We start from the raw sequence: 25,323 nt of genomic DNA, 5'->3' as shown, positions 1-25,323 counted from the left end.
ATCGGATATGGACTCCACCTTACTCCCTCGCTGTCTCTCTCTTGACCTCGAAGTAAACAAGCAAAACGGCCGTATTCGTGCATTTGCAGCTGTACGACCAGGTGTCGATCAACCTCTGATCTTCGACCGTGGCGATTTTGGTGCGGCTTTGGCGATGCTTGACGAGTTTGCTGTAACTGCAGATTTCCTGCTCGGACATAATCTGATAGATTTCGATCTTCCTCATCTCCGGGCTGCAAAGCCGGATCTCGCAGTATTGAGTTTACCGGCGGTAGATACTTTGTGGCTTAACCCTCTCGCCTTTCCCCGCAATCCCTATCACCACCTCGTCAAACACTATCAAGACGGCCAACTCAAACGAGGTCGAATAAATGACCCCGAACTGGACGCCCGGCTTGTTTTGGAAGTCTTCAGTAACCAAAACAACGAGTTCCGGAAGGCATCCCCCGAATTGCTTGTTGCCTGGCATTATCTGACTTCAATGGAACCCAATGGTAAGGGTTTCGAGCATGTATTCACTGATATACGCGGAGCGGAACGGCCAAACCGTGCGACCGCGACTGATGCGATCCGAAACCAACTAGACGGAAACGCATGCGCGAACCAAGGTCAAAGGGTTCTGAACCAGAAACATTCCGATGGATGGTCCCTTGCGTATGCATTGGCCTGGTTGTCCGTGTCGGGAGGCAATTCGGTTATGCCACCCTGGGTTCGACACCAGTTTCCGCAATCTGGTGAATATGTACGGTTACTCAGGGACACGCCCTGCGGAAAATCGGACTGTGACTGGTGCGCCGAAAGACACGATCCTCGAGAAGAACTCAAACGATGGTTCGGTTTTGACGAATATCGCCCAGATCCAAAGAACGATGATGGTCGTCCCATGCAACAGGTCATCATTGAAGAAGCGATGTCACGCCGGCACTTGTTGGGTATTCTACCCACCGGAACGGGCAAATCTCTCTGCTATCAGCTACCCGCATTGTCTCGTTATGACAAAACCGGCGCCTTAACGGTTGTGATCTCACCCTTAGTCGCACTCATGGAAGACCAGGTGTCGGGACTGGAGGCACAAGGTGTCGGTTCGTGTGTAGCCGTTAACGGACTGTTGAGCCTGCCGGAACGGAAAGATGCGCTTGATCGCGTTCGTCTTGGCGATGCAGGAATCCTGCTCATCTCACCAGAGCAACTGCGTAGCACTGCGGTCCGACGCGTGATCGATCAGCGTGAGATCGGTGGCTGGGTATTGGATGAAGCCCACTGCCTCTCAAAGTGGGGACACGACTTCCGGCCAGACTACCGTTACGTGGGTCGATTCATTCGCGAAAGAGCCGGAAATCAGTCGATACCCCCAGTAATGTGCTTGACCGCAACAGCCAAACCCGATGTAGTGGCGGACATCAACCAACATTTCAAGGAAGAACTCGGTATCGAATTGGAGGTTTTTGACGGCGGCACTCATCGCACGAATCTGGAATTCACGGTAATTCCGACAACGGGCGGGGAGAAGTTCGCACACATTCTTCACATTTTGACGACGTACCTGCCTGTAGAAACGCCTGGTGGCGCCATTATTTATTGCGCGTCGCGACGTCAGACCGAAGAGATTGCGGAGTTTCTTCAGGACAAGGAAATAAGGGCTGATTTCTTTCATGCCGGGTTACCTCCGGATACCAAGAAGGACGTGCAGCATCGCTTTATCGATGGTGAATTGCGTGTCGTTACCGCGACGAATGCATTCGGCATGGGAATTGACAAGTCGGACGTCCGCCTGGTAATCCATGCGGACATTCCAGGGTCGTTGGAGAATTACCTGCAAGAAGCGGGACGTGCCGGACGTGACCGTCAGTTAGCGCTTTGCGTGTTATTGTATTCACCTGAAGACATCGAACGGCAATTCGGAATGTCGGCTCGGTCAAGGCTTACTCGGCAGGAAATCCATGGCGTTCTCAGGTCACTTCGTAACCTGGATCGTAAGAAGCGATTGAATGGCGAAGTCGTGGCCACACCCGGCGAAATACTTGGCGAGGATGATGAGAAGGTATTCGAAAGAGACTCTACTACGGATGATACCCGTGTACGAACAGCCGTGTCTTGGCTTGAAGAGGCGATCTTGCTGACACGAGAAGAGAATAGAGTGCAGGTCTTTCCTTCGTCGTTGAGGGTAGATTCTGTGGATGAAGCACAGAGTCGGCTATCGAAAATGAATATAGCCGAAGACTATCGTAAGAGACTGCTCAGCATCGCCGAAACACTGATTGATGCGGATCCGGATGATGGCATATCTACCGACGAACTCATGGGTATCTCCGGATTGAGTGCCGAAGCCGTTCGAGGTGCAATGTACGATTTGGAACGGGTAGGCATAGCAAGCAACGATACGGCACTCACAGCCTTTGTTCACTCAGGTGTAGTCAGATCATCGCAGAAACGGTTCAATGAGGCTGCCGAGTTGGAAACCAATCTGATTTCACTGATGCGTGAAATAGCTCCAGATATCAGTGTCGGAGAAAGATGGCCGCTACATTTGCGTGTTGCATCAGATTTACTTAGAGCCAAAGATGTTGAAAACCCGCTACCTGAACTTATCTGGCGCATACTACGCAGTATCGCCTTTGACGGGCGCGGCGAAGGCGGCGACGCTGGAAGCCTCGGGGTAAGACGTACGAACATGGATACCGTGCAGGTAACGTTAAGACGCTCCTGGTCGGACTTGGAGGAGCTTGCATCACGAAGGAGAAATGGGGCAAAGAGTCTCCTGGATAGTCTGCTTTCTGGTCTTCCACCCGGCAGACAAGGCACTGATCTACTCGTCGAAACTACGCTGGGCAAGCTATTGGCCGCTATTACGTCCGACCTTTTTCTTGAAAGTAAAAAGCCGGAGAAGCTCCTGGACCGCGCGCTCCTCTGGATGCATGAGCAGGAAGTCATTCGCCTACACAAGGGCCTCGCGGTATTCCGTCCCGCTATGACAATCAAACTGGCAGAAGACAGAAGGGGTTTTGCCAAAGTAGACTTTGAACCGCTCGATCAGCACTACAAGGGACAGGTACGTCAGATCCATGTGATGGCTGAATTCGCGCAGCGCGGACTTGAGGACATTGCCGATGCACTGCGACTTGCCATGGACTACTTCAGTCTGAAACAAGAGGATTTCATAAAGCGGTGGTTGCCCGATCGCGAAAAAGAAACTGCCCGGGAGACCACGCCGGAATCGTGGCGGGCCATCGTCGAAAGCTTGAAAAACCCGATCCAGCAAAGAATCGTCGCAGATGACCACGAACAGATGAATATGCTGGTTCTTGCCGGTCCCGGATCGGGTAAGACACGCGTACTTGTGCATCGCATCGCCTACCTCGTACGTGTGAGACGTGAGAATCCACGAGGGATTCTTGCTTTGGCGTATAATCGACACGCTGCCATTGATATACGTCGACGCTTGAAGGAACTGATTGGTGACGACGCTCGCGGGATTACTGTGTTAACCTGTCATGCGCTCGCCATGCGAATCGTAGGCGTCAGCTTTCGGGAGCGAGAAAGGAAGACGCTCGACGATGCCGAATTCCGGAAAGTTCTGCGCCAGGCGGTTGCTTTGCTGCATGGGGAGGGTCTTGAAGAGGAAGAAGCGGACGATCAACGAGACCGTCTTCTCGCGGGTTTCCGATGGATTCTGGTAGATGAGTATCAAGACATAGGCGAAGATCAATACGAGTTGATATCGGCATTAGCAGGACGAACCCTTGAGGATGAGGACCGCAAACTCACCCTCTTTGCCGTCGGTGACGATGATCAGAACATTTATACCTTCAACGGCGCTTCTGTGGAATTCATCCGTCGATTCGAGGAGGATTACGGTCCCAAACCGATGTTTCTTGTCGAAAACTATCGTTCCACCGGCCATATCATTACTACAGCAAATACCATTATCGATTCAGCCCGTAACAGGCTGAAGTCGCAACATCCTATCCGTATTGACCGTGCCCGTGCAAAAAACCCCGAAGGCGGAAAGTGGGGTTCACTCGATCCGGTCTCTAAAGGCCGGGTTCAGATTCTGCATGCCAGACGCGATCCGATATCACAAGCCCAAGTCGCTATCAAAGAACTGAAGCGTCTTGAATCGCTCTCTCCAGACTGGAATTGGTCCGAATGTGCGGTAATCGCTCGCGAGTGGAAATACCTGGATCCCGTTAGGGCGCTCAGCGAGGTCTCAGGAATCCCGGTGCATTTAGGAAATGAGGAAATCCCGAGTTTCTGGCACCTGCGCGAGACACGAATGTTTACCGACCAGCTGCGTCACCGAGAAATCCGGGCGGTGAATAATACAGACCTTTATTACTGCTTGGAGACCGTGCCCACGGGACCTTGGAAGGATTTGATGCAATCAGCGCTGGATGATTTCGAGTTGGAATCAGGCGTTGGGGAAGTGCCTTTGGATCATTTCATGGAGTGGCTGGCGGAATGGGGACGTGATGCCCGCCGGCGACAACATGGGCTTTTACTGCTTACGGCACACCGTGCAAAAGGTCTGGAGTTTGAACACGTAGTGGTGCTTGACGGAGGTTGGGACAAAGTCGGTAGAGATGAAGATCGAGATGCACCTCGCAGACTCTTTTATGTGTCCATGACCCGTGCCAAACAGACCCTTGCAACCGTGCGTTTTCAAGGACCTTCCTCAGTGGGTCATCCCGGGCAACGAAATCTCGTTCAGGAACCGGAATCCCCAGTATACACCGAAGATTTGCGTTCACTGCCTTTTTACTTTCCGAACAATGGATCGATACTTTACCGATCACAGGACGGTGCACAGAATCCTACCCGTGAACTCGCACGTCAATACCGGCGACCCAGTCTACGTGAAATAAACCTGGGGTTTGTAGGACGATTCCAACCTAACCACTCAGTGCACCGTGCAATCTCCGCCCTGTCGCACGGCGATCCACTTACAACGAGGATCACCGAGCAAGGAACCTGGGAACTTCTCGACCAGGAAGGAATGGTGGTTGGGCGTCTTGCCAGGACGTTCGAGCCCCCAGGCGGGGCAGCGTGCTGTTCTGCGTCTGTATTTGCGATCGTGTCCTGGAGCCGCGAGGCATCTGATCCCAATTTCCGTGAAGTCATGAAGTGCGACACATGGGAGGTAGTAGTGCCGGAATTCGTGTTCGAACCGGAGCCTGTTTGATTGTGTCTTTGGAGTATGCTGGTAGCCTGCTGGAGTCAGCCCAACTATACAAATCGTGGACATTGAAGCCGATCTGTCTGTTGCTGAAACAAAACTACCCCCCATCCTCCACCATGGGCACGAACCGCACGCCGCCGTGGTGTAGCTTGACCGCCTCATCACCCGACCGCGTCACGGAATAAAGCTCTTCGCCGATTGGGATGACCATTTTCCCCCTGTCCTTCAACTGTCGAAACAGCGTGTCGGGGAGCTCACCGGGCGCAGCCGTCACCATGATCCCGTCGAAGGGCGCATGCTCGGGCCACCCCTCGTAGCCGTCACCGATCCGGTAATGGATGTTGTCGTAACCCAGGGACTCCAGGGTCTCCCGGGCACGCCGGCCGAGGACGGACAACCGTTCCACCGTGAATACGGACCGCGCGATCCGGGCCAGGATCGCCGTCTGGTAGCCCGATCCCGTGCCGATTTCGAGGATCCGGTCCGATGTACTCACATCGAGCAGTCGGGTCATGAGCCCCACGATGTAGGGCTGGGACACGGTCTGTCCCAGGTCGAGCGACACGGCGCAGTCTTCGTAGGCGTGCGACCGGTACGCTTCGGGAATGAACCGGTGCCTCGGTACGGCGAGCATGGCCTCGATCACCCGGGGGTCGTCGAGACCGCGTCCACGGATCTGCTCTTCGATCATCCGTTCCTGTGATGAAACGGGGACGACAACCGACTCGATTTTCTTGAACAATCGGGATAGCAGCATGGTCCGTTCAGTCTACAGGACCCACCAGGTCGGAGCAAGGCAAATCAGGGCAGGGCGGGCGACTCGAAATCCAGACGTATCGTAACGTATCGCGGAGCGCGTGCGGTACGGCCCGGACCATCCTGCCCCGCTTGACACGACCATGCCGAAACACTAAGTTTTCCGGTGTCTGCAAGCCCATGATGAAAGTACATTTTGAGCGGTTGTGCGCAGAAAGGACCTCCCGCATGCACCCCTTCGAAGACCTGCAAGTACCCGCCGGAAGCGTAGGCATACACTGGTTCGGACAAAGCTCTTTCGGACTGAAGCATCCGGACGGCACGGTGATCCAGGTCGATCCCTATTACCCCCGTGAACGACCCGCGGACCGCTTCGTCCATGCCCGGCCGCCCCTGGACGAAGGGACCCTGATTACCGACTTCGTGCTCCTGACCCACAACCACGGCGATCACACCTGCCTCGAATCCCTGGAACGCCTGGCGGCCGCCTGTCCGCAGGTCCGCTACGTGGGACCGGTCGAGAGCATAGACGCGCTGAAGGAAGCGGGCCTTGACGCCGGGAACATGACGGTCGTCACGGCCGGTGACACCGCCGAAATGGGCCGTGCAAAGGCGCACACGGTGTGGGCCAAGCCGCCGGAAGGCCTTCCCGAAGACGACATCGCGCCGCCCGACGTGCAGCACCTGGGTTACGTCGTCGAAATCGGACCGGTCCGTGTATATGTCTCGGGCGACCCGGTTAATACCTTCGCCGACCACGAATCCTTGCTCGCACCGGTACGGGACCTGCGGCCGCAGATCGGGTTTCTGACCAATCATCCGGACGAGGGCGAATTCCCCTTCTTCGCAGGATCAGCCCGCATCGCGGTCTCCCTCGGTCTGAAGACCGCCGTGCCCGCCCATTACGCCTGTTTCGTCGCGCGGGACTACGATCCGCAAGAATGGGCTTCCCATCTGCCGGAAGGCGGTCCGGAACCCCTCATCATTCCGTACAACCAGTCCACCGTGTACAGCCCCTGAGACCGGTTATCATCTGGTGCTCATGGGGTAGCAGCGGGCCGCAGCGGGTCGCGGCGGGTCGCGGCGGGTATCGACGGTTAGCGGCGGACCGCCTCGAATCCCCGGAAAAACCGTAAGGCACGCGCTATGCGCATAACCGGCATCGATCTCGACGCAGTGGACGTGAACGGACAGCACCACTGGGTGTTCGTACACGTCCGGACCGACGATGGCGTGGACGGATTAGGTGAGCTCAATCCCTCGGCGCCGAGGCAAGCGGTCCTGGCCGCGCTGCGGGAAATCGAACGCGAGGTCGTCGGGAAGGACCCCCGACGGATCGAACAACTGACCGCGAGCCTGAAGCCCCCTCCAGAGGACCGGCCCGCCGTGCACGCCCTGTGCGCATTCGAACAGGGCCTTTGGGATATTCTCGGGAAGTCACTGGACGTCCCGGTACACACCCTGCTCGGGGGCAAGTGCCGCGACAGCATCCCCGTTTACGCCAACGTCACGCGTGCCGCGCTGGAGGGCACGCCGGAAGACTTCGTCCGACAGGCCACGGGCGCCGTCGCGGACGGACACACCGCGGTGAAAATCGCGCCCTTCGACGGCCGATTCGTCGCAGGCAACAAGCTGATCGACCACGGACTGGAGTGCGTGCACGCCGTGCGTGAGGCCATCGGGCCGGATATCGACCTGCTCCTCGACTGCTACGGCCGTTTCACGCTGGAGGAAACCCGGCGGATCGTGGATGGACTGCGCGGGGTCGAACTGTACTGGCTTGAGGAGCCGGTGGGAGAACGGGACCTGGAAGGCTACCGGCAGATCAGAAAGGAAACCGGGTGGCGTATCGCCGGCGGGGAACGGGCCATGCTCATCGAGGGATGCTGGCCCCTCTTCGATGCCGAAGCCATGGATGTCCTCATGCCCGACGTCACCATCGCGGGCGGCATCGGCGAACTCAAGAAAATCGCTTCCATCGCCGAAAGCAGGGGGCAGTTGACTGCGCCGCACGGCCCCTTCGGTCCGGTTACGGTTGCGGCCCACGTACAGATCATGGCCTCCCATCCGGGATTCCTCATCCTCGAATACGCCTGGGGACAGGTGCCCTGGCGCGAAGGGCTCGTTTCGCCCGCGGAGCGGGTTGTAGACGGCCGGATCGATGTCCCCGGGCGCCCGGGCCTCGGCCTGTGCCTTGAACCCGGCGTCGTGGAAGATAACCGCGTCGACCCGGCGGCGGCCTGATCCACGACCACGCGTTGCGCGGCCACAGGATCTCTACACACCAGTTCCACGACTGCAGATTACACGGCCGGCTGGCGTCACGACCGCTGAATCCTCGGCCGCTGGATCCACCACCACAAAACGAAAGGAACCTGATCCATGCAATCCGAAGCCCTGTACGACACGCTCGATTCCGTCACCGCGATTCCCATCGTACCCTTCCGCGGCGGCGCTATCGACTTATGCGGTCACCGAAGAAACATCCGGTACCTGATGGAGAACAACCATCTCGACGGCAACCGGAAGCGCGTGATCGGGATCGCGGGCACGAGCCTGATCCATCATTTCTCCTTCGAGGACCAGATGCGGGTCATCGAGGCGACCGGGGATGAGATGGGAGAAGGCGGGTTCCTGATGTCCGGCATCGTGCCGAATCCCCTTTCCCAGGCCGAGGAGCTCGTTCGCAGGCAGTCGGCCCTTCCCCGTCCGCCGGACATCTACCTCATCATGCCGCTCACCGGCGTGGCCGACCACGAGGCGGTCTACGTCGACTACATGGCCTTCGCCGAGCGGCTCGGAACGGATTGCGGCACCCGCTTCCTGCTGTACATGCGGTCCGCGGACTACGTGAACCCGATCATCCGGCTGGTCAAGGACTCTCCGCACATGGTCGGCGTCAAGGTGGGTACGAGCGAAGAAGAAGTCGCCCCGCTCATCGAAGGCATCGGCGACGACGGCATCGTCATGTGGGGGATCGGAGACCGGAGCACCCGGGCTGCCGAACTGGGCGCCCGGGGGCACACCTCGGGCACGGCCATCGTCGCCGCCCGCTCGGCCGACGAGATCAACAACGCCCAGCGCCGGGACGACTACGCGGCCTCGGCCGATGTAGAAGCCCTCATTGCAGACCTCGAGCACCTGCGGTTCATGAACGGCCGGCAGTACAACTACTCGGCGGTGGTGGAAGCGATGATCATCGGGGGCTGGGAGGACGTTGAGGCGGGCGAGGGCGGCCCCTTCAATCCTAGGGTGCCGCGGGACATCGCCGACCGCGTGGCCGACGCGGTGGAGCCGCTGCGGGCCTACCACTAGGCGCCAACCGGCCAGAACATCGGAATCTGCTGTTACCTGCCTCGACCTGTACCGGATACCTCAATACACGATCTGCGAAATCGCCTTGGAGATCAGCGCGATGGCGATGGCGATCATGCCTATGAGTCCAATGCCGGCCCCGTAGCCGGCCAGCACAATGGGCACGTAGGACATCCATTTCTCTTCGCCGAAGCGCTTGGTGAAGTAGTAGCGCCCCAGGATCGCGCCGAAGAAGGTGGGCAGGGTCTGCCAGAGCGGCATGGCCATGCCGCCGACCAGGCCGTAGAAGAAGAGGGGCGAGCCGCCCACCAGCGTGATCAGGCCGAAGAGCCCTCCCGTGATGCCCAGGCCGGCGATGATGTACTCGATCTTGATGATATCGAAGATGAACGTGATGCCGCCGGGCAGGGTGGACTTCACCCAGATGGTCCGCATGGCCGCGTTCAGGGGCCACATCTTCTGCACGTAGGGATAGGCCGAGGAGGGGATCGGGTTGAGCTTCCATACGAGCGAGTAGAAGATGAAACTGCAGACGAACATCAGGATGGTGGTCACCGCGGTCAGCTTGACCACGCTGCCGAAGGTAGTCTTGGTGAGGTCGAGCTGCTTGAAAGTCTCGGCCACCTTCCCGTGCTCGAAGATCGGTATCGGCGCGAACCACACGTCGACGCCCCGGTAACCGGACAGCAGGAACGAAGCTTCCTTGACGAAGGGGAAGGAGGTGCCGTAGGGTGAACCCGTGATGCCGATCATCCGGGCCCCGATGTAGGAAAACACCGGCGACCAGAGGAATCCGAAGATGACGCTGATCCACCACGGAAAATCGGGGATCAGGATGTAGAGGATGACCACGAAGCCCGTCGTGCTGACGAACCAGAAGATGAATACTAGCCAGATCGGCAGGTCGCCCCGGCCCTTCGGCGTCGGCTGCACCTGCGTTTCACGGTTGGGATCTTCCCGCCGCTCCCGGTTGGATTTCAGAATGGCCCGGATGGTCGCAGTGAAACCCACGATGCCGATGACGAGGGAGGCGCCGATGGTGAAGCTGAGCCAGAAATCGATGTTGTTGGATATCTGCGTTGGGATGAGCGACATCCCGGGCTCCCAGGTGGTCAGGATGCCGTTGTGGTAGAGGAGCGGATTGGCGACCAGCGCGATTGCAGCCGACGACACGAATGTACCGATCACGACCCAGTAGGGCAGGACGAACCCGGCAAGGAGCGTGCCGAGATCGGTGCCGATGCCCACCATAGTCGCTGGCAGCACTTCTCGGAGACTGGTGGTGAAATCGATGAAGGGAATGGGCAATATGGTGATGGGCGTGACCAGGAAGGTGCTGGACAGGATGGGAATCATCACGTACAGGAGTCCCCACGATACGCCGATCACGGATCCGATGCTGAACGCCCGCCATCGCCAGCCCTCCCGGTTCTGGGACGTCTCGGCCAGCGCCGTGGCCCCGCCCGCGTGCACCCGCGCCAGGGGGAAGGTCAGCCGTTCCACGTCGTTGGTGACCCGGAAGAGGATGTACCCCATCGAGTAGGAATTGACGGCAAAGAGTAGCGTCACCGCGGTGAGGACGAGGACGGGGACGAACCAGTCCATGTGGAAGAAGGTCCGGCTTGCCATCGCGGTGGAATCGAGCGTCGGAACGACCCAGGTGGGGATCAGCGTGGCGATGCCCGTGGCTTCCGGGGACTGCTTGTAGTACTGCTCCCAGATCAGATGGGCGAAGGGACCGCCGGTGATGCCCGTGTTCATGGCGTTCCCCGCGGCGGCCAGCCCGGCCGCGGCCCAGTACAGGATCATGATTTCCTGCCGGGTCATCTTGACGAGGGACCGCTTAGCGATCTCGAGGAACAGGATGACGGTGACCCAGTCCGCCGCGCCGGTCTGCCCGCCCGTCACCAGGCTGAGGTAGATCGATCCCGGCAGCATGATGAACCCGACGAACAGGCAGGCCCAGATCGTCTTCAGGTTGAATCCCGGCAGGTAGGGTTCGTCCGCTTCGCCGAACAAAGCGGTATCCGGATTCTGGTACTGCTCCGGACTGTCTTCCCTCTGTTCCTCTTCACGGACGGACAACGCGGGCCTCCTGAAGCGGTACTGCCGTTAAATCACGCAACATATTGTACGCCAAGTAGATACAATGTATTCACATCGACGCTGATTGTGGGGGATACACCAGTTACCGCATGCTCGGATAACAAGTCTGACAAGATAGGACGCCTCCTACACCTGTCAAGTTGTATTTCGTGGCCGAACCTCACGGCGAAAGGCCTTGAAAACCCGGTAGGCTTCCCGTCCGGTCGCCGATCAATTCGCCCAGCGCATCCCGCAGCCCCGTATAACGCTCGACGACCCGGTTGTTCTTCACCGCGATGGCGAGGGCCTTGGGCGTGCCGACGAGGACGGCCAGCGCCCTGGCCCGGGTCAGTGCGGTATACAGCAGGTTCCGCTGCAGCATGATGTAGTGGGTGCTGTAGAGCGGCAGGATGATGGCGGGGTACTCGGAACCCTGGCTCTTGTGTACGCTGATGGCATAGGCCAGGACCAGTTCGTCCAGTTCGCCGTAGTCGTATCGGACGGATTCCTGGAATGAGATGTCCACGGCCTGGTCGTCCGGATCGATGTGCGTGATGCGTCCGATATCGCCGTTGAAGGTCATTTTCCCGTAATTGTTCCGCGTCTGCAGCACCTTGTCGCCCACGCGCAGTTCCCGGTCGCCCCGCTTCAACGAGGCGCCCGACGGGTTCAGCACCTGCTGGAGCTTCTGGTTGAGCTGGTCCACGCCGATGTCGCCGCGGTACATGGGGGTGAGCACCTGGATGTCGTTGAAGGGATCGAGTCCATACTTGCGCGGTAGGCGGTCCGTCAACAGCTCGGTGATCTGTTCCGCGCCGGCGGAAGGATCGGGTTCGTTGATGAAGAAGAAATCACCCTGGTTCCTGTTCTTCGTGTCCGGCATTTCGCCCCGGTTCACCCGGTGGGCGTTCATCACGATGCTGCTTTCCCGGGCCTGGCGGAAGATCTCGGTCAGGCGGACCACCGGGAGACGGCCGGCGTCGATCATGTCCCGGAGGACGTTGCCCGCTCCCACGGAAGGCAACTGGTCGACATCGCCCACCATGATGAAGCGGGCCGAGGTCTTCACGGCCCGCAGCACGGCGTTCATCAGGACCGTATCCACCATGGAGGACTCGTCGAGGATGACCAGGTCGGCTTCCAGCCGGTTGTCCTGGTCGCGGCCGAACTCCATGAGCCCCGGGTTGAACTCGAGCAGCCGGTGGATCGTCTTCGCCTCGGCGCCGGTCACCTCGGACAGCCGCTTCGCGGCGCGGCCCGTCGGCGCGGCCAGCAGCACCTTCGCTCCCACGCGGTTGAACAGGTAGACGATGCCCTGCACGCAGGTGGTCTTGCCGGTCCCCGGACCGCCGGTAACCGCCAGGACGCTCCGGGATGCCGAGGTGTGTATCGCCTCGCGCTGTTCCGCGTTGAAGACGATGCCGCGTTCCCTCTCGATGTGCAGGATGTGTTCGTCGATTCGTTCGGGGGGCGGCGGCGTGCGGGGATGGTCGACCAGGCGTGCGATGTGCCGCGCGATGCCCTGCTCGGCGTAGTAAAGGGGCTGGAGATAGACACGGTCTTCGTTGCGAAGGACGACCTCGGCCCGGACCAGGGCTCCGATACCGGCCGGAATGGCTTCGGCGTCGACCTCGAGCACGGCGGCGCTTTCTTCGGTTAGGGTTTCCAGGGGCACGAATACGTGACCGTCGTCGGCCTGCGCCTCAAGGACGTACCGGATGCCGGCCTCGACCCGGGCGGGAGCGCCGGGATCCACCCCCAGGTTCATGGCGATCTTGTCGGCGGTCTTGAAACCGATGCCCCAGATGTCCGTGGACAGGCGGTACGGATTCTCCGTGACCTGCCGGATGGCCTCGTTGCCGTAGGCCTTGTAGATCTTCACCGCGTAGGCCATGCTCACGTCGTGACCGAGCAGGAACTGCATGACCTCCTGGATGTGCTTCTGTTCCTCCCAGCTGGATCGGATGACGTCGATGGTCTTCTTCGCGATGCCCTTCACCTCGGACAGCCGGCCGGGCGTATTCTCGATCACCGCGAGGGTGTCCTCGCCGAAGTGATCGACGATCATGGCGGCCTTGGCCGGGCCCAGTCCCTTGATGAGGCCCGATCCCAGGTACTTTCGAATCCCGTCCGTGGTCGTCGGTTGGATCGATTTAGATTCGACGATCTTGAACTGCTTGCCGTACTGCTTGTGGGTTACCCAGAATCCGGAGACTTCGACGCGCTCGCCCGGCGCGATCTTCGCCAGTTCGCCCGTTACGGTCAGCAGGCCGTCCCGCGTGGCCGCGCGCGCCAGGTTTTCGGTGGTTCTGCAGGCGTCCGGTTCGGCGCGCAGCCGCGCGACCGTGTAGCCGGTCTCCTCGCTCTGGTAGGTGATGCGCTCGATGGTACCGGTGAGTATGTCCATGCCTGACCGGAGTAAAGGCGCCTAACGTTCGTCGCTGGCGTAGACGACGGCGTCTTCCGCCTTCGCGTAGTTAAACAGTTCATCGTCTGAAAAAAAGCGGGGCACTTCGTCCCGCGCCGTTTCCAGGGAATCGGAAGCGTGCACCAGGTTGCACTGTACGCTCATGCCGAGATCGCCGCGTATCGTCCCGGGGGCGGCCTGCCTGGCGTTGGTCACGCCGCACAGGCCCCGCACGACGTCCACGGCGTCGACGCCTTCCAGGCACAGCGCCACGACCGGCGTTTCCTGCATGAAGGACTTGATTCGGGGGAAGAAGGGCTTGTCGGACAGGTGTGCGTAGTGTTCGTCCAGGATCCCGTCGGTCAGCTGCATCATCTTGAGACCGGCGACCTTGAGTCCCTTGCTTTCGAAACGGCCGGCGATGAGGCCGATCATTCCGCGCTGCACGGCATCCGGCTTGATGAGAACAAGCGTTCGTTCCACGGATCGATTCTCCTTTAAATATGGGTCGAAACAAAGATTTAAAGCCTCGTGCAATGTAGGCGGCGGCCCCCGGAGTGTCAACGGAAATGGCCCCTTTGCGAAGTGCTTCATTTGTGCAAAAATGCGGTGGACATTTCCAGCTTCGGCGCGTATAATGTCGGTGGGCTTCATCCACATACAATCGGGGCAAGGCCATGTGGGAAGACGATGAAATTCGCGAGGAGTGCGGTGTCTTCGGCGTTTATGGCGACCCCGCAGCCGCCCGGCTGACTTTTCTGGGTTTGTATGCCCTCCAGCACCGCGGTCAGGAAAGCTCCGGTATGGCGGTCTCAGACGGCCATCACATCGCATCCCACCGGGCCATGGGCCTGGTCAGCGAAGCCTACGACCATGGCGAGCGGGTGAACGATCTCGACGGCCATATGGCCATCGGCCACAACCGGTATTCCACCACCGGCACGTCCAACGTCGACAACGCGCAGCCCTTCATGGTCAACTTCAAGCGCGGACAGTTGGCCACCGCCCACAACGGCAATTTCACCAACACGGGCGCGCTGCACCTGTCGATGGAAGAGACCGGTTCCATCTTCCGCACCTCGTCGGACAGCGAGGTCGTTCTCCACCTCATCGCGCGATCGAACGAACCCGACCTGCCCGGCATGATCGCCGACGCCCTGCGCCAGGTCGAAGGCGCCTATTCCATCGTGTTCCTGTCCGATTCGCAGCTGATCGGCGTCCGGGATCCCCGCGGTTTCAGGCCCCTGTGCCTGGGACGCCTGGGCGATGCCCACGTGCTCGCGTCGGAAACCTGCGCCTTCGACATCATGAAAGCGGAATACGTCCGTGAAGTGAAACCCGGCGAGATGGTCGTCATCGACGAACAGGGCATGCGGTCCTTCTTCCCCTTCGAAGAGGCGAAACCGGCCGCCTGCATCTTCGAGTACATCTATTTCGCCCGGCCCGACAGCAAGGTATTCGGAGAAAACAGCGACAAGTTCCGCCGAAGGTTCGGCCGCCAGCTGGCGGAAGAACACCCGGTGGACGCCGATATCGTCATCGCCGTGCCGGATTCGGCCACGACCGCCGCGCTGGGCTACTCGGAGCAATCGGGAATCCGGTTCGAAATCGGCCTGATACGGAACCACTACGTGGGGCGGTCCTTCATCGATCCGGACCAGTCGATGCGCGAATTCACGGTGAGACTGAAGTACAATCCGGTCCAGGGCGTGCTGCGGAACCGGCGCGTGGTCCTCGTGGACGATTCCATCGTAAGGGGCACGACCCTCAATCAGCTGGTCAGGCTGATCCGCGGCGCGGGCGCGTCCGAGGTGCACGTGCGGATCAGCAGTCCTCCCATCCGCCATCCCTGCTACTACGGGATCGACATGCAGAGCCGGGGCGAACTCATCGCCTCGCAGACCCGGGTGGAGGAGATCCGGCAGTATCTCGGGGCGGACAGCCTGGGCTACCTGTCCATCGAAGGCATGGTGAAGACGGGCAAGGAGTATGGAAAGCCCGGGGTGGGCTACTGCACGGCCTGCTTCAGCGGGGACTACCCGGTCGTCCCGGAAGATTCGCTTAACAAGCTCATGCTGGAATCGTAACGGCCGGGCGGCAGGCCTTTCACGGTGCCATTCCTACGTGCGCGTGCGCATCACGGCACTTCCGATTCCGAATCTTCCTTCTTCTCCCGGTCGGGGAAATAGCTCAGGATCGTGGACAGGGTCTCCCGCAACCCGGTCCTGGGCACGACCTGGTCGACAAACCCCTTGGTCAGAAAGAACTCCGCGGTCTGAAATCCCTCCGGCAGGCTCGAACCTATCGTCTGTTCGATCACTCTTCCGCCGGCGAAACCCATCATGGCGCCCGGCTCGGCCAGGGTGAAATCTCCCAGCGAAGCATAACTCGCCATCACGCCGGCCATGGTCGGATTCGTGATCACGACGACAAAGGGGATCTTCTCCTCCGATAAACGGTTCAGCCAGAGGGAAGTCTTCGCCATCTGCATGAGAGATAGGATGCCTTCCTGCATGCGCGCGCCGCCCGACGTGGCGACCACGAGCAGCGGAATCTCCAGGTCGAGGGACCGCCGGATCGACCGCGTTACCTTTTCGCCGACCACGGAACCCATGCTCCCGGCCAGGAAGGCCCCGTCGTGTATGGACAGGGAAACGAGCCTTTCCTCGATGCGTCCCGTGCCCGATACCACGGCCTCCATCATGCCGGTCCGCTTCTGATACCGCTTCATGTAGTCCGGGTAGTTTTCCTTCTCCTTGAACTCGAGCGGGTCGACGGTGCGCAGATCCGTGTCGGTCTCCGTGAAGGAGTCCGGGTCCATGATCAGGGAGATGTACCCCTGGTGGCCGATCTTGAAATGGTACCCGCAATGTGCGCATACGTTGAAGTCCCGTTCGAGCTCAGCCTTGTACAGCATGGCGTCGCACTTGTCGCACTTGACCCACAACCCCTTCGGGATTTCCTTGCGCTTCTGCGGGCTCAGTCCCCGCTGTCGTCTCTCAAACCAGGCCATAGTTCGCTCGCTTAACGCTGAGGTACCAAAACCAACCTAAACGCGGGTTGCCATCTGGAGTAAAAAGCCACGGAACAGTTCGGAGCATCGCTCTGCCGCCGATTCAACCGTCGTCACCACGTCGTCCGCGTCGACGGTTTCACCTGCTTGACCCGTCCAAACATTGGATATGCACGATACGGCCACGGTCCTCATGCCGAGTCGCCGGGCCGCCAGTGCTTCCGGGACGGTCGACATGGTCACCGCGTCCGCACCCAGTGTTTTCAGCAGGGCGATTTCGGCGCGGGTCTCGAAGGAAGGTCCGGGCATCCAAGCCAGAATTCCCTGTTGGACGTGCTGGTTTCTTTGTATACTGATCTGTAGAAGCGAATCCCTCAAAGACGCACTGTAACAGGGTTCGCCGTCCGTATCCGACGTCAAGTCTCCCATCAGTTTACCGCCGATGGGATGGATATGTTGCCGAACGATCATGAGGTCTCCCACCTCGTACCGGGGATTCAGTCCGCCGGCGGCATTGGTCACGAGCAGAACCTCGACGTCGAACCGGCGCATTACCTCGAGAGGATAGGCGATCTGCCTCGCGTCGTAACCCTCGTACAGGTGGATCCGTCCCTGCATCAAAATCACGGATGCATCGCCCAGGGCGCCGAAGACCAGGTTGCCTTCGTGGCCTTTAACGGTCGATATTGGAAAATGGGGGATGGAACCGTAGGGAACAACGGATTTCTTTTCGACCGCCCGGACGCACGACCCGAATCCGGTACCCAGAATCATGCCGAAGCGGGCGGCCGCGAACCCCTTCGAACTCAGGAAGTCCGCAGTCGCGTCCAACGGATCATGACGGGGCATGGCGCGGCACTTTCAAACGGTTACCTCGTCTCCTTCGACGGCTGAATGCAACAAGGAGTCCATCATGAGCATCATTACGGTTGCCAGGGAATACGGCAGCGGTGGGAGGGACGTTGCGAGGATCGTCGCCGACCGCCTCGGTTATGATTGCGTGGACAAGGAACTCATCGCCGAAACCGCCCATGCCGCGGGCGTTTCGGAGGATGTCGTCGAGCAGCTGGACGAAGTGGGCGAATCGCCCATACGACGCTTTCTCGGCGAACTGTTCACGCCATCGACCGTCTACTCACTTTCCCCGGAATACCCGCCCCTCATCTGGCCCTACGTGCCGGGCGACGACGAGGGGACGAAGGATCCTACCTCCCTGAAGAACACCTTCCTGGACCGGGACGAATACCTCCAGATCCTCCGGGATACCATCCGTTCGCTGGCCGACAGGCAGCACATCATCATCGTTGGGCGCGGGTGCCAGTGCATCCTGGCGGACCGCAAGGACGTCTTCCACACCCTGTTCGTCGCGCCATTCGATTACCGGGTCGACGTTATCATGGACGAGATGAACCTCGCGCGGGACCGTGCCGCCGAACTCATCAAGGAAAAGGACCGGCAGCGGTCGCTGTACCTGCAGCACAACTACCATCGCGACTGGACGGATCCGACGCTGTACCACGCGGTTTTCAACACGTCCCTCACGTCGTGGGAGAACATGGCCGACATCGTGATCGACTTCCACCGCAGACTCTTCGGCGACGACGATTGAAAGCCTGATTCACCCGGATGATCCGCAAAGAAAGATAACCCCAGTCAGCATACGTGTCAACCAGCGGCTCTCTACCACGCGCGCCGCAGACCGGTAAGGAACGGCAATGAGTTACGAAGTTTCGGACTTCAACAAAGAAGTGGTCGAACAGAGCCACACGGTCCCCGTGCTGGTCGATTTCTGGGCGGAATGGTGCGGGCCCTGCAAGATGCTCGGCCCCGTAATTGAATCCCTCGCCGAACGCCACCGGGACCGGTGGAAACTCGTGAAGGTCAACACGGAAACACACACGGACATCGCCCGGCAATACGGGATACAGGGGATTCCGAACGTGAAGATGTTTGTCGACGGCGAAGTCCGGGACGAGTTTACCGGCGCGCTGCCGGAGCCCATGATCGAACAGTGGCTCAGAAAAGCCCTGCCCAGTCCACGCGCGAAGCAGCTGGAAGAGGCGCTCCGGCTGCTCGAAACCGGCGCCCGGGATGCGTCCCGCGAGATGCTGGAGGACGTCCTGGCGGCCGAGCCGGACAACGAGCAGGCGGCGGTCTGCCTGGCGCGCACCTGGCTGGATGATGATCCCGGCCGCAGCCTGGAGCTTTTACTTACCATCGAACCGGGCACGGAATACCACGACTCGGCGGTCGTACTGCGGACCATCGCGGAACTCTACCTTCACCTGGACACGCCCGAGCGTCTCGAGGACGCCCCGGTCCGGCCCGTCTATGTCCAGGCGATCGAGCATCTGAGGCGGGAGGAATTCGACCTTGCCCTGCAGCGCTTCATCGAGGTGCTGGAGAAGAACCGGTCCTATGACGACGACGGGGCCAGGAGGAGCTGTGTCGCCATTTTTGGCATGCTCGGCGAGGATCACCCCACCACGCGGCAATACCGCCGTGCTTTCAGCAACGCACTGTACGCCTGATCACACGTCCAGGGGGTTGGCCTTTTCCGGGTCGATTTCCAGCTTGCGCATGGCCCGCTCCGGGACCTCGGGGGAGAGGTCGCCTTTCCGGGCGAGGGCGTTGAGGGTTCCAAGGGTGATGAAGCGGGCGTCCATTTCGAAGAAGTTCCGCAGCGCCGGCCGGCTGTCGCTCCGCCCGAAACCGTCCGTCCCCAGCGAGACCACGGGGCCCGGTACCCAGCGTGCGATGGTATCCGGCAGCGTCCTGACATAGTCGGAGGCCATGACGTATACGCCTCCGGTATCCTCGAGACATGCGGTAACATACGGCACCCTGGGCGCTTCCGACGGGTGCAGCAGGTTCCAGCGCTCGGTCTCCATGGCGTCGCGACGCAGCTGCTTGTAGCTCGTCACGCTCCAGACGTCCGCTTCCACGCCGAAATCTTCGGCCAGCATCTCCTGGGCCTTCAGCGATTCGTTGATGATGGAACCGCTTCCGAACAGGTGGGCCTTTGCCGAGCCTCCGTTCAGCGAACTGAGGCGGTACATGCCCTTCAGGATGCCTTCTTCCACCCCTTCCGGCATGGACGGCATGGCGTAGTTCTCGTTCTGCACGGTAATGTAGTAGAACAGGTCTTCCTGGTCGACGTACATGCGCCGTATGCCGTCCTTGATGATGGTCGCCAGTTCGTATGCGTAAGCCGGATCGTAGGTACGCAGGTTGGGGACCGGGTCCGCCAGCAGGTGGCTCTGGCCGTCCTGGTGCTGGAGTCCCTCGCCGTTCAGCGTCGTCCGTCCCGCCGTGCCGCCCAGCAGGAAGCCCCGCGTTCGCATTTCCGCGGCGGCCCAGATCAGGTCGCCAACGCGCTGCAGTCCGAACATGGAATAGAAGATGAAGAAGGGGATCGTATTGACGCCGTGGGTCGAATAGGCCGTCCCGGCGGCCACGAAGGAGGACAGGGAGCCCGCCTCCGTGATGCCTTCCTCGAGGATCTGGCCGTCCTGCGCCTCCTTGTAGTAGAGGAGCGTGTCGATGTCCACCGGTTCGTAGAGCTGGCCGGCATGGGAATAGATGCCGCACTGGCGGAACAGGGCCTCCATGCCGAAGGTCCGGGCCTCGTCGGGCACGATGGGGACGATCAGCTTGCCGATTTCGGGTTCGCGCAGCAGGCGCGACAGCATCCGTGTGAACACCATGGTCGTCGAGACCTCGCGTCCGTCCGTCCCCGCCTTGAATTCGTCGAACACCTCGTCCGGCGGCGCGGCGGGCAGGCCGGGATTCACGACGTTGCGCCGGGGAATGTAGCCACCGAGACTCTCCCGCCGCTCCCGGATGTACTCCATTTCGGCGCTGTCCGCCGACGGCCTGAAATAGGGTGCTTCGCGGACCTCGTCGTCGGAAAGGGGGATGCCCAGTTCGGTGCGCAGGTGACGCAGTCCGTCCTCGTCGATCATCTTCTGCTGGTGGGCCGTGTTCTTGCCCTCGCCCCACTCGCCCAGGCCGTATCCCTTGATCGTCTTGGCCAGGATGACGGTCGGCGCGCCCGGATGTTCCACCGCCGCCTTGTACGCCGCGTAGATCTTCTCCTGGTCGTGGCCGCCACGGATGATGGTCCGCACGTGCTCGTCGGTGAGCAGCCTGGACATCTCCATGAGTTTGGGATGCACACCGAAGAAATGGTCCCGCTGGTACTTGCCGTCCGAAACGGTGTACTTCTGGTACTGGCCGTCGACGATCTCGCCCATGCGCTTCACGAGCAGCCCTTCGTCGTCATGGGCAAGCAACGGATCCCATCCGCTGCCCCAGATGACCTTGATGACGTTCCATCCGGCCCCGTGGAAGGCGGCTTCGAGTTCCTGTATGATCTTCCCGTTGCCCCGCACCGGGCCGTCCAGCCGCTGCAGGTTGCAGTTGACCACGAATATCAGGTTGTCGAGCTTCTCGCGCGCCGCCAGGGTGATGGCGCCGAGGGCCTCGGGCTCGTCGGTTTCCCCGTCGCCGAGAAACGCCCAGACCTTGCAGCCGTTGCCCTGCTTGAGACCGCGGTCTTCCAGGTACCGGTTGAACCGGGCCTGGTAGATGGACATGATGGCGCTCAGGCCCATTGAGGCCGTGGGGAAGATCCAGAAATCGGGCATGAGCCAGGGATGGGGGTAGGACGATAGCCCGCCGCCCGGACGCAACTCGCGGCGGAAGTTGTCCAGGTGCTGCTCATTGAACCGCCCCTCGATATAGGCCCGGGCGTATACACCCGGCGAAGAGTGCGGCTGGAAGAAGATCTGGTCGCCGTCATAACCCTCGCCCGGCCCGCGGAAGAAGTGGTTGAAGCCCACCTCGTAGAGGTTGCAGACCGAGGCGTACGTGGCGATGTGGCCGCCGAGGGACTTGTCGGCCGTGTTGGCGCGGACCACCATGGCCATGGCGTTCCACCGGATGATGTTGCGGATCCGGTGCTCGAGTTCGTCGCTGCCGGGATAGGGCGGCTGCTGGTCGGGAGGGATAGTATTGATGTAAGGCGTGTTCTCGGCGAAGGGTAACCGGACGCCCTTGCCGCGGGCGTGCGCCTGGAGCTGGGCGATCAGCTGGCGCACTCTGCCCGGGCCGGAATGCTGGAGTACGTAGTCCAGCGATTCGAGCCATTCCAAAGACTCTACGCGATCCAGGTCAATTTCATACTCCGAGCGTGAGGAATCCTGCGTCATATCCAGTCCGTGGACCGTTGTGTACGATGACTGCGCCCGTTTTGTGCCGGAACCGCGCGGCGTTTTTACCGGGCCTGCACGTCGTTGTTTATCGCGGGTGCGCGCCGTTATTCACCGGGTCTGCGCTTCGTCTTTAACCACTTGAAACGTACATTCAATGTAGCGTTCCCACCCTTCGCTCGCAACAGAAATCACGGTCGCGGACCATCCGGCGAGGCATCAGTTTTGTATTGCCTGCGTGGGTCGAATGCGTCATTATGGGACAATGCCGCATGGGATCGGAACATGCCCGAGACACCCGTTTCAGGTCTGGTTGACCCGGTACGCCAACGCCAATGAATCCACACCCATGATCGCTTTCCACCGCTCCTCCTTCCACTGGAGATCCCGGCCCTGGAAACCCGATCCGGTCTACAAGTACACCGGTGGGTTCGTCGGGATACCGGGACAGGCCTACCAGGTGCGGTTCCATCTGGAGGCGGCCTGTACCGTGGAAGACCTCGAATCGGGACACAAGACCGATCTGTACCTTGGTGCGCCCTGCCGCACGGAATATACGATCGCACGGCGTAACCTCTTCCAGATTCCCAGCGACGAATGGCGCATGGCCTTCAGCCGGAGTCTGAGCATCCCCATATCGAGGAGACCAAGCACCGAGCCCGCCGAAACCGGGGGAACCCCGCTGGAGGAGCAGTTCCAGGGCCACGATATCGACATCAGGCACTACGGTTCCGATGACACGCTGACCAGTGCGCGCGCCGTCGTGAACGCGACGATCAGCCGGGATCTCATGAATGGAAAGATCACTTACCTCGAACCGGACCGTAATGTAAAGGTAACCCTTGAGTTTCCCGTGGATCTGATCAATATTAACGAGGAAGACGCCGAGTTCCAGGTCTGCACGGGCCCAGTGGTCCTTCCGGACCTGGCCACCTGGGACGGCAGCGAGGTGCATCGCGTGTTCCTGGCCGACGCGGCCGTCTCCGGTTTCGATCACGCGGAGTTCATCCTCCGCAGGGAGATCGAGGCGGCGGAGCGGGAGAAGCACTGGTACGAAGCGCCCCGGGGGCGTGACCGCCTGGAACTGAACGACCCTGAGAATCCTCCGCCGGACTATCCGCCGCGCAGGCCGCGGCCCCTGGTCTACAACGAAACCTGGGCAATGGAAACCGAGAACGTCATTTTAAGAACGAAAAACAAGCGCTGAGGCCTTTACATCCCGGCCGACGGCCACCACAAGGAGCGGTCCCATGGCGCAGACGACCCTGCAGGACACCCGTTTCAAGCAGATGCCGACCCCGGAAGACCTGTTCCGCATGTCCCGCGACCTCCGGTACCATCCGGTCCGCAACGACCATCCGGCCGTGCTGACGGGCGCACAGATCGATACCTTCAACGAACAGGGCTACCTGAAGCCCTTCAGGATATACTCGAACGAAGAAATCGGCGCCATCCGGGACGAATTCGACGGCATGATCGAGCAGGTCATGGCGCGGGGCGACCACAACTACTCCATCATTTCTGCCCACCTGAAATCGGGCATGGTGCACGATATCATGAACGAGCCGCGTATCGTCGCCTACATCAGCGACCTGCTTGGGGATGACGTGGTCGGATGGGGCGCCCACTTCTTCTGTAAGCTCCCCGGGGACGGCAAGATCGTAAACTGGCACCAGGACGCCAGCTTCTGGCCCCTCTCGCCGTCAAAGACGGTCACCGCCTGGCTGGCCATCGACGACGCGGACACGGGCAACGCCTGCATGCGTTTCGTAGCCGGATCGCACCACTACGGGCACCTGACCTATCACATGAGCGAAGAAGCCGAGAACAACGTGCTCAACCAGACGGTGAAGGAAGTCGGGATGTACGGCACCGAGGTGGACATCGAACTCAAGGCGGGAGAGATCTCGCTGCACAGCGACCTGCTGCTGCATGGTTCGGGCTTAAACTCGTCGGACCGCCGTCGCTGCGGCCTGACGCTTAGATTCTGCGCCGCCTCGGTCCGCGCCGAACTCAACTGGAACAAGGAAGGCGTGATCGTCAAGGGATCTGATCCCACGGACCACTGGGCGAATCTGCCTCGACCGGCAGTGGATAACGTGTAGTCGGTAGGGATCAGGGTCAGACCAGCGCGATATGCAAACGTCTCCCCAGCGCACGGGCCGCCCGTTCGAGGGTCTGCAACGTGGCCGAACTGTTTTCCGGATCCAGTAGGCGATCCAGTGAGGCGCGACTCGTACGCATTCTCCGGGCCATTTCCGTCTTGGTCAGTCCCTGATTCAACATGTATTGCCCCACCTGATAAGCAACCACTCGCTTTATCGCGACTCGTTCTACCTCTTGAGTCAGTCCTTCTTCCTTCAGATAGTCATCGTAGTCGCTTCCGACGTGTTTGTTAACAGAAGTCATTCTGGCGAATCTCCCAGCTTAGCCGCTCGCGTTTTGGCGAGTTGCAGGTCCTGATAGGGTATCTTACGTTCTTACTTGATGACCCGTGCAACAAACGACAGAGCTGGCTTGAACTGTGAACAGCACTCGCGCTTTACGTCCTTGAAGCACAGACCTCACTTCCCAAACCCCACGATACAGTCTGCGTACTAGTGGCATACCCAATGGCCAGCCAAACTGAACTGTCTTGATATCTGCGCCTATAGCCTTCTTATCCTCTCTGGTTAAAGTCGCCAACCAATCCCGGACCGGTTCACGTCTACTTTCAGTCCTATAGAAAACTACACGCAACATGCAGATATCGTATCTAAAGTGTATCAATTATGATACGTTATCAATAACAACTTAGCGTTTCACCAACCCCTTTCGGGTTATTAGGATACTATAAAGCGTTATTCGGAAACAAAAACCGTGGCGAGGGAAAGTGCTTACTCCACGTAAACGGCAATACGGTTCATGGCGTTGTTCAAGTAGCCGCCTGGATTCCACGCGATGGCGTGGGGCTGGCTGACGCCTCGGGAATACGTCGCCCTGGTCCAAACCTCGGAATACCCCTTCCGCGGCAACGACAGAAGAAAGGCGTGATCGTCAAGGGATCCAATCCCACGGGCCGCCCCTTCCAGGGTCCGCAACCGGTGTAATCCCGAATCTCACGAGGCGGGTTCCCATAGCTCGATCGCGTTTCCTTCGAGGTCGTGGATACGGGCGAAGCGACCGATACCCGCCATCTCGCTCTCGTGGCTGACCTCGATATCCGCAGACTTCAGTTGCGCGATCATCGCGGCCAAATCGGCCACGCGGAAATTCAGCATGAATGTCTTGTCCGCCGCGAAGTAATCCGTGTCCGCCTGGAATGGCGAGAAAACCGTGACCCCGGACTCGGTCACCCAGGGCGCCATCTCCATGTTCG

Annotated in this window: 18 protein-coding genes and 1 pseudogene; 9 read left to right on the top strand and 10 right to left on the bottom strand. The window is 60.0% G+C overall.

The genetic code is table 11. The features are described from left to right. Positions 1–7 precede the first annotated feature (7 nt). Complete coding sequence (locus F4Y38_14010) at positions 8–5,179, top strand: RecQ family ATP-dependent DNA helicase (GenBank protein MXY50395.1); 5,172 nt, start codon at positions 8–10, stop codon at positions 5,177–5,179. 94 nt (positions 5,180–5,273) lie between these two features. Here the strand turns inward: F4Y38_14010 and F4Y38_14005 are convergent, their stop codons facing one another. After that, positions 5,274–5,933, bottom strand: a complete 660-nt coding sequence (locus tag F4Y38_14005; GenBank protein MXY50394.1) for a protein-L-isoaspartate(D-aspartate) O-methyltransferase — start codon at positions 5,931–5,933, stop codon at positions 5,274–5,276. A gap of 179 nt (positions 5,934–6,112) precedes the next feature. On the opposite strand from F4Y38_14005, the gene F4Y38_14000 reads away from it, so the two are divergent. From F4Y38_14000 to F4Y38_13990, 3 genes are all read left to right on the top strand, one after another. Continuing rightward, a complete protein-coding gene (locus F4Y38_14000; protein ID MXY50393.1) occupies positions 6,113–6,952 on the top strand; it encodes an MBL fold metallo-hydrolase in 840 nt (279 codons plus the stop codon). Between the two features lie 126 nt (positions 6,953–7,078). Then, positions 7,079–8,176, top strand: a complete 1,098-nt coding sequence (locus tag F4Y38_13995) for a mandelate racemase/muconate lactonizing enzyme family protein (protein ID MXY50392.1) — start codon at positions 7,079–7,081, stop codon at positions 8,174–8,176. Between the two features lie 138 nt (positions 8,177–8,314). Beyond that, on the top strand, positions 8,315–9,247 hold the full coding sequence (locus F4Y38_13990; protein ID MXY50391.1) for a hypothetical protein: 933 nt from the start codon (positions 8,315–8,317) through the stop codon (positions 9,245–9,247). A gap of 60 nt (positions 9,248–9,307) precedes the next feature. Here the strand turns inward: F4Y38_13990 and F4Y38_13985 are convergent, their stop codons facing one another. From F4Y38_13985 to F4Y38_13975, 3 genes are all read right to left on the bottom strand, one after another. After that, on the bottom strand, positions 9,308–11,332 hold the full coding sequence (locus tag F4Y38_13985; protein MXY50390.1) for a peptide transporter: 2,025 nt from the start codon (positions 11,330–11,332) through the stop codon (positions 9,308–9,310). A gap of 181 nt (positions 11,333–11,513) precedes the next feature. Beyond that, positions 11,514–13,739, bottom strand: a complete 2,226-nt coding sequence (locus F4Y38_13980; GenBank protein MXY50389.1) for an ATP-dependent RecD-like DNA helicase — start codon at positions 13,737–13,739, stop codon at positions 11,514–11,516. A gap of 21 nt (positions 13,740–13,760) precedes the next feature. Further along, positions 13,761–14,222, bottom strand: a complete 462-nt coding sequence (locus F4Y38_13975; protein MXY50388.1) for a nucleoside-diphosphate kinase — start codon at positions 14,220–14,222, stop codon at positions 13,761–13,763. Between the two features lie 194 nt (positions 14,223–14,416). On the opposite strand from F4Y38_13975, the gene F4Y38_13970 reads away from it, so the two are divergent. Next, positions 14,417–15,826 (top strand): amidophosphoribosyltransferase, encoded by a 1,410-nt coding sequence (locus tag F4Y38_13970; protein ID MXY50387.1) that lies wholly within the window; start codon positions 14,417–14,419, stop codon positions 15,824–15,826. A 50-nt stretch (positions 15,827–15,876) separates the two neighbouring features. On the opposite strand, the gene F4Y38_13965 is transcribed toward F4Y38_13970, so the two are convergent. Together F4Y38_13965 and F4Y38_13960 are read right to left on the bottom strand one after the other, a co-directional pair. Further along, positions 15,877–16,752, bottom strand: a complete 876-nt coding sequence (locus F4Y38_13965) for an acetyl-CoA carboxylase carboxyltransferase subunit beta (GenBank protein ID MXY50386.1) — start codon at positions 16,750–16,752, stop codon at positions 15,877–15,879. 36 nt (positions 16,753–16,788) lie between these two features. Next, a complete protein-coding gene (locus F4Y38_13960; GenBank protein ID MXY50385.1) occupies positions 16,789–17,601 on the bottom strand; it encodes a purine-nucleoside phosphorylase in 813 nt (270 codons plus the stop codon). Between F4Y38_13960 and F4Y38_13955 the strand changes: the two genes are divergently transcribed. Together F4Y38_13955 and trxA are read left to right on the top strand one after the other, a co-directional pair. Further along, entirely contained in the window at positions 17,600–18,361 is a 762-nt protein-coding gene (locus F4Y38_13955; GenBank protein MXY50384.1) for a cytidylate kinase-like family protein, read from the top strand. The two genes, F4Y38_13960 and F4Y38_13955, sit on opposite strands and share 2 nt — an antisense overlap. A gap of 106 nt (positions 18,362–18,467) precedes the next feature. Beyond that, positions 18,468–19,283: a thioredoxin gene (gene trxA / locus F4Y38_13950; protein MXY50383.1), complete on the top strand. Its 816-nt coding sequence runs from the start codon at positions 18,468–18,470 to the stop codon at positions 19,281–19,283. On the opposite strand, the gene aceE is transcribed toward trxA, so the two are convergent. Next, the gene (aceE, locus tag F4Y38_13945; GenBank protein ID MXY50382.1) at positions 19,284–21,965 is read right to left on the bottom strand and encodes a pyruvate dehydrogenase (acetyl-transferring), homodimeric type; all 2,682 of its coding nucleotides are present in this window, start codon (positions 21,963–21,965) and stop codon (positions 19,284–19,286) included. A gap of 349 nt (positions 21,966–22,314) precedes the next feature. Here aceE and F4Y38_13940 point away from each other — a divergent pair, with 349 nt between their 5' ends. Then, positions 22,315–23,172, top strand: coding sequence for a hypothetical protein (locus F4Y38_13940; protein ID MXY50381.1), 858 nt, complete (start codon positions 22,315–22,317; stop codon positions 23,170–23,172). A 43-nt stretch (positions 23,173–23,215) separates the two neighbouring features. Next, the gene (locus F4Y38_13935; GenBank protein MXY50380.1) at positions 23,216–24,070 is read left to right on the top strand and encodes a phytanoyl-CoA dioxygenase family protein; all 855 of its coding nucleotides are present in this window, start codon (positions 23,216–23,218) and stop codon (positions 24,068–24,070) included. Between the two features lie 16 nt (positions 24,071–24,086). Here F4Y38_13935 and F4Y38_13930 read toward each other — a convergent pair whose 3' ends face one another. The 3 genes and pseudogenes from F4Y38_13930 to F4Y38_13920 all read right to left on the bottom strand — a co-directional run. Beyond that, the gene (locus F4Y38_13930; GenBank protein ID MXY50379.1) at positions 24,087–24,374 is read right to left on the bottom strand and encodes a Fis family transcriptional regulator; all 288 of its coding nucleotides are present in this window, start codon (positions 24,372–24,374) and stop codon (positions 24,087–24,089) included. Further along, positions 24,371–24,707: pseudogene (locus F4Y38_13925) on the bottom strand (type II toxin-antitoxin system RelE/ParE family toxin). The gene F4Y38_13930 and the pseudogene F4Y38_13925 overlap by 4 nt, the downstream one beginning before the upstream one ends. Positions 24,708–25,063: 356 nt before the next feature. Beyond that, the coding region (locus tag F4Y38_13920) for a VOC family protein (protein ID MXY50378.1) at positions 25,064–25,323 on the bottom strand (260 nt) is incomplete at its 5' end.

It is taken from the genome of Gemmatimonadota bacterium (assembly GCA_009838645.1).
Lineage (GTDB): Bacteria > JAAXHH01 > JAAXHH01 > JAAXHH01 > JAAXHH01 > JAAXHH01.
Note: the sequence above shows the minus strand (reverse complement) of the source record. Positions and strands in the feature narration are given on the sequence as shown.

Bases quoted from the DNA above. Each gene is read 5' to 3' on its own strand.
- F4Y38_14010 (MXY50395.1), top strand. From the start codon at position 8: ATGGACTCCACCTTACTCCCTCGCTGTCTCTCTCTTGACCTCGAAGTA.
- F4Y38_14005 (MXY50394.1), bottom strand. From the start codon at position 5,933: ATGCTGCTATCCCGATTGTTCAAGAAAATCGAGTCGGTTGTCGTCCCC.
- F4Y38_14000 (MXY50393.1), top strand. From the start codon at position 6,113: ATGATGAAAGTACATTTTGAGCGGTTGTGCGCAGAAAGGACCTCCCGC.
- F4Y38_13995 (MXY50392.1), top strand. From the start codon at position 7,079: ATGCGCATAACCGGCATCGATCTCGACGCAGTGGACGTGAACGGACAG.
- F4Y38_13990 (MXY50391.1), top strand. From the start codon at position 8,315: ATGCAATCCGAAGCCCTGTACGACACGCTCGATTCCGTCACCGCGATT.
- F4Y38_13980 (MXY50389.1), bottom strand. From the start codon at position 13,739: ATGGACATACTCACCGGTACCATCGAGCGCATCACCTACCAGAGCGAG.
- F4Y38_13970 (MXY50387.1), top strand. From the start codon at position 14,417: ATGTGGGAAGACGATGAAATTCGCGAGGAGTGCGGTGTCTTCGGCGTT.
- F4Y38_13965 (MXY50386.1), bottom strand. From the start codon at position 16,752: ATGGCCTGGTTTGAGAGACGACAGCGGGGACTGAGCCCGCAGAAGCGC.
- F4Y38_13955 (MXY50384.1), top strand. From the start codon at position 17,600: ATGGCGCGGCACTTTCAAACGGTTACCTCGTCTCCTTCGACGGCTGAA.
- F4Y38_13960 (MXY50385.1), bottom strand. From the start codon at position 17,601: ATGCCCCGTCATGATCCGTTGGACGCGACTGCGGACTTCCTGAGTTCG.
- trxA (MXY50383.1), top strand. From the start codon at position 18,468: ATGAGTTACGAAGTTTCGGACTTCAACAAAGAAGTGGTCGAACAGAGC.
- aceE (MXY50382.1), bottom strand. From the start codon at position 21,965: ATGACGCAGGATTCCTCACGCTCGGAGTATGAAATTGACCTGGATCGC.
- F4Y38_13940 (MXY50381.1), top strand. From the start codon at position 22,315: ATGATCGCTTTCCACCGCTCCTCCTTCCACTGGAGATCCCGGCCCTGG.
- F4Y38_13935 (MXY50380.1), top strand. From the start codon at position 23,216: ATGGCGCAGACGACCCTGCAGGACACCCGTTTCAAGCAGATGCCGACC.
- F4Y38_13930 (MXY50379.1), bottom strand. From the start codon at position 24,374: ATGACTTCTGTTAACAAACACGTCGGAAGCGACTACGATGACTATCTG.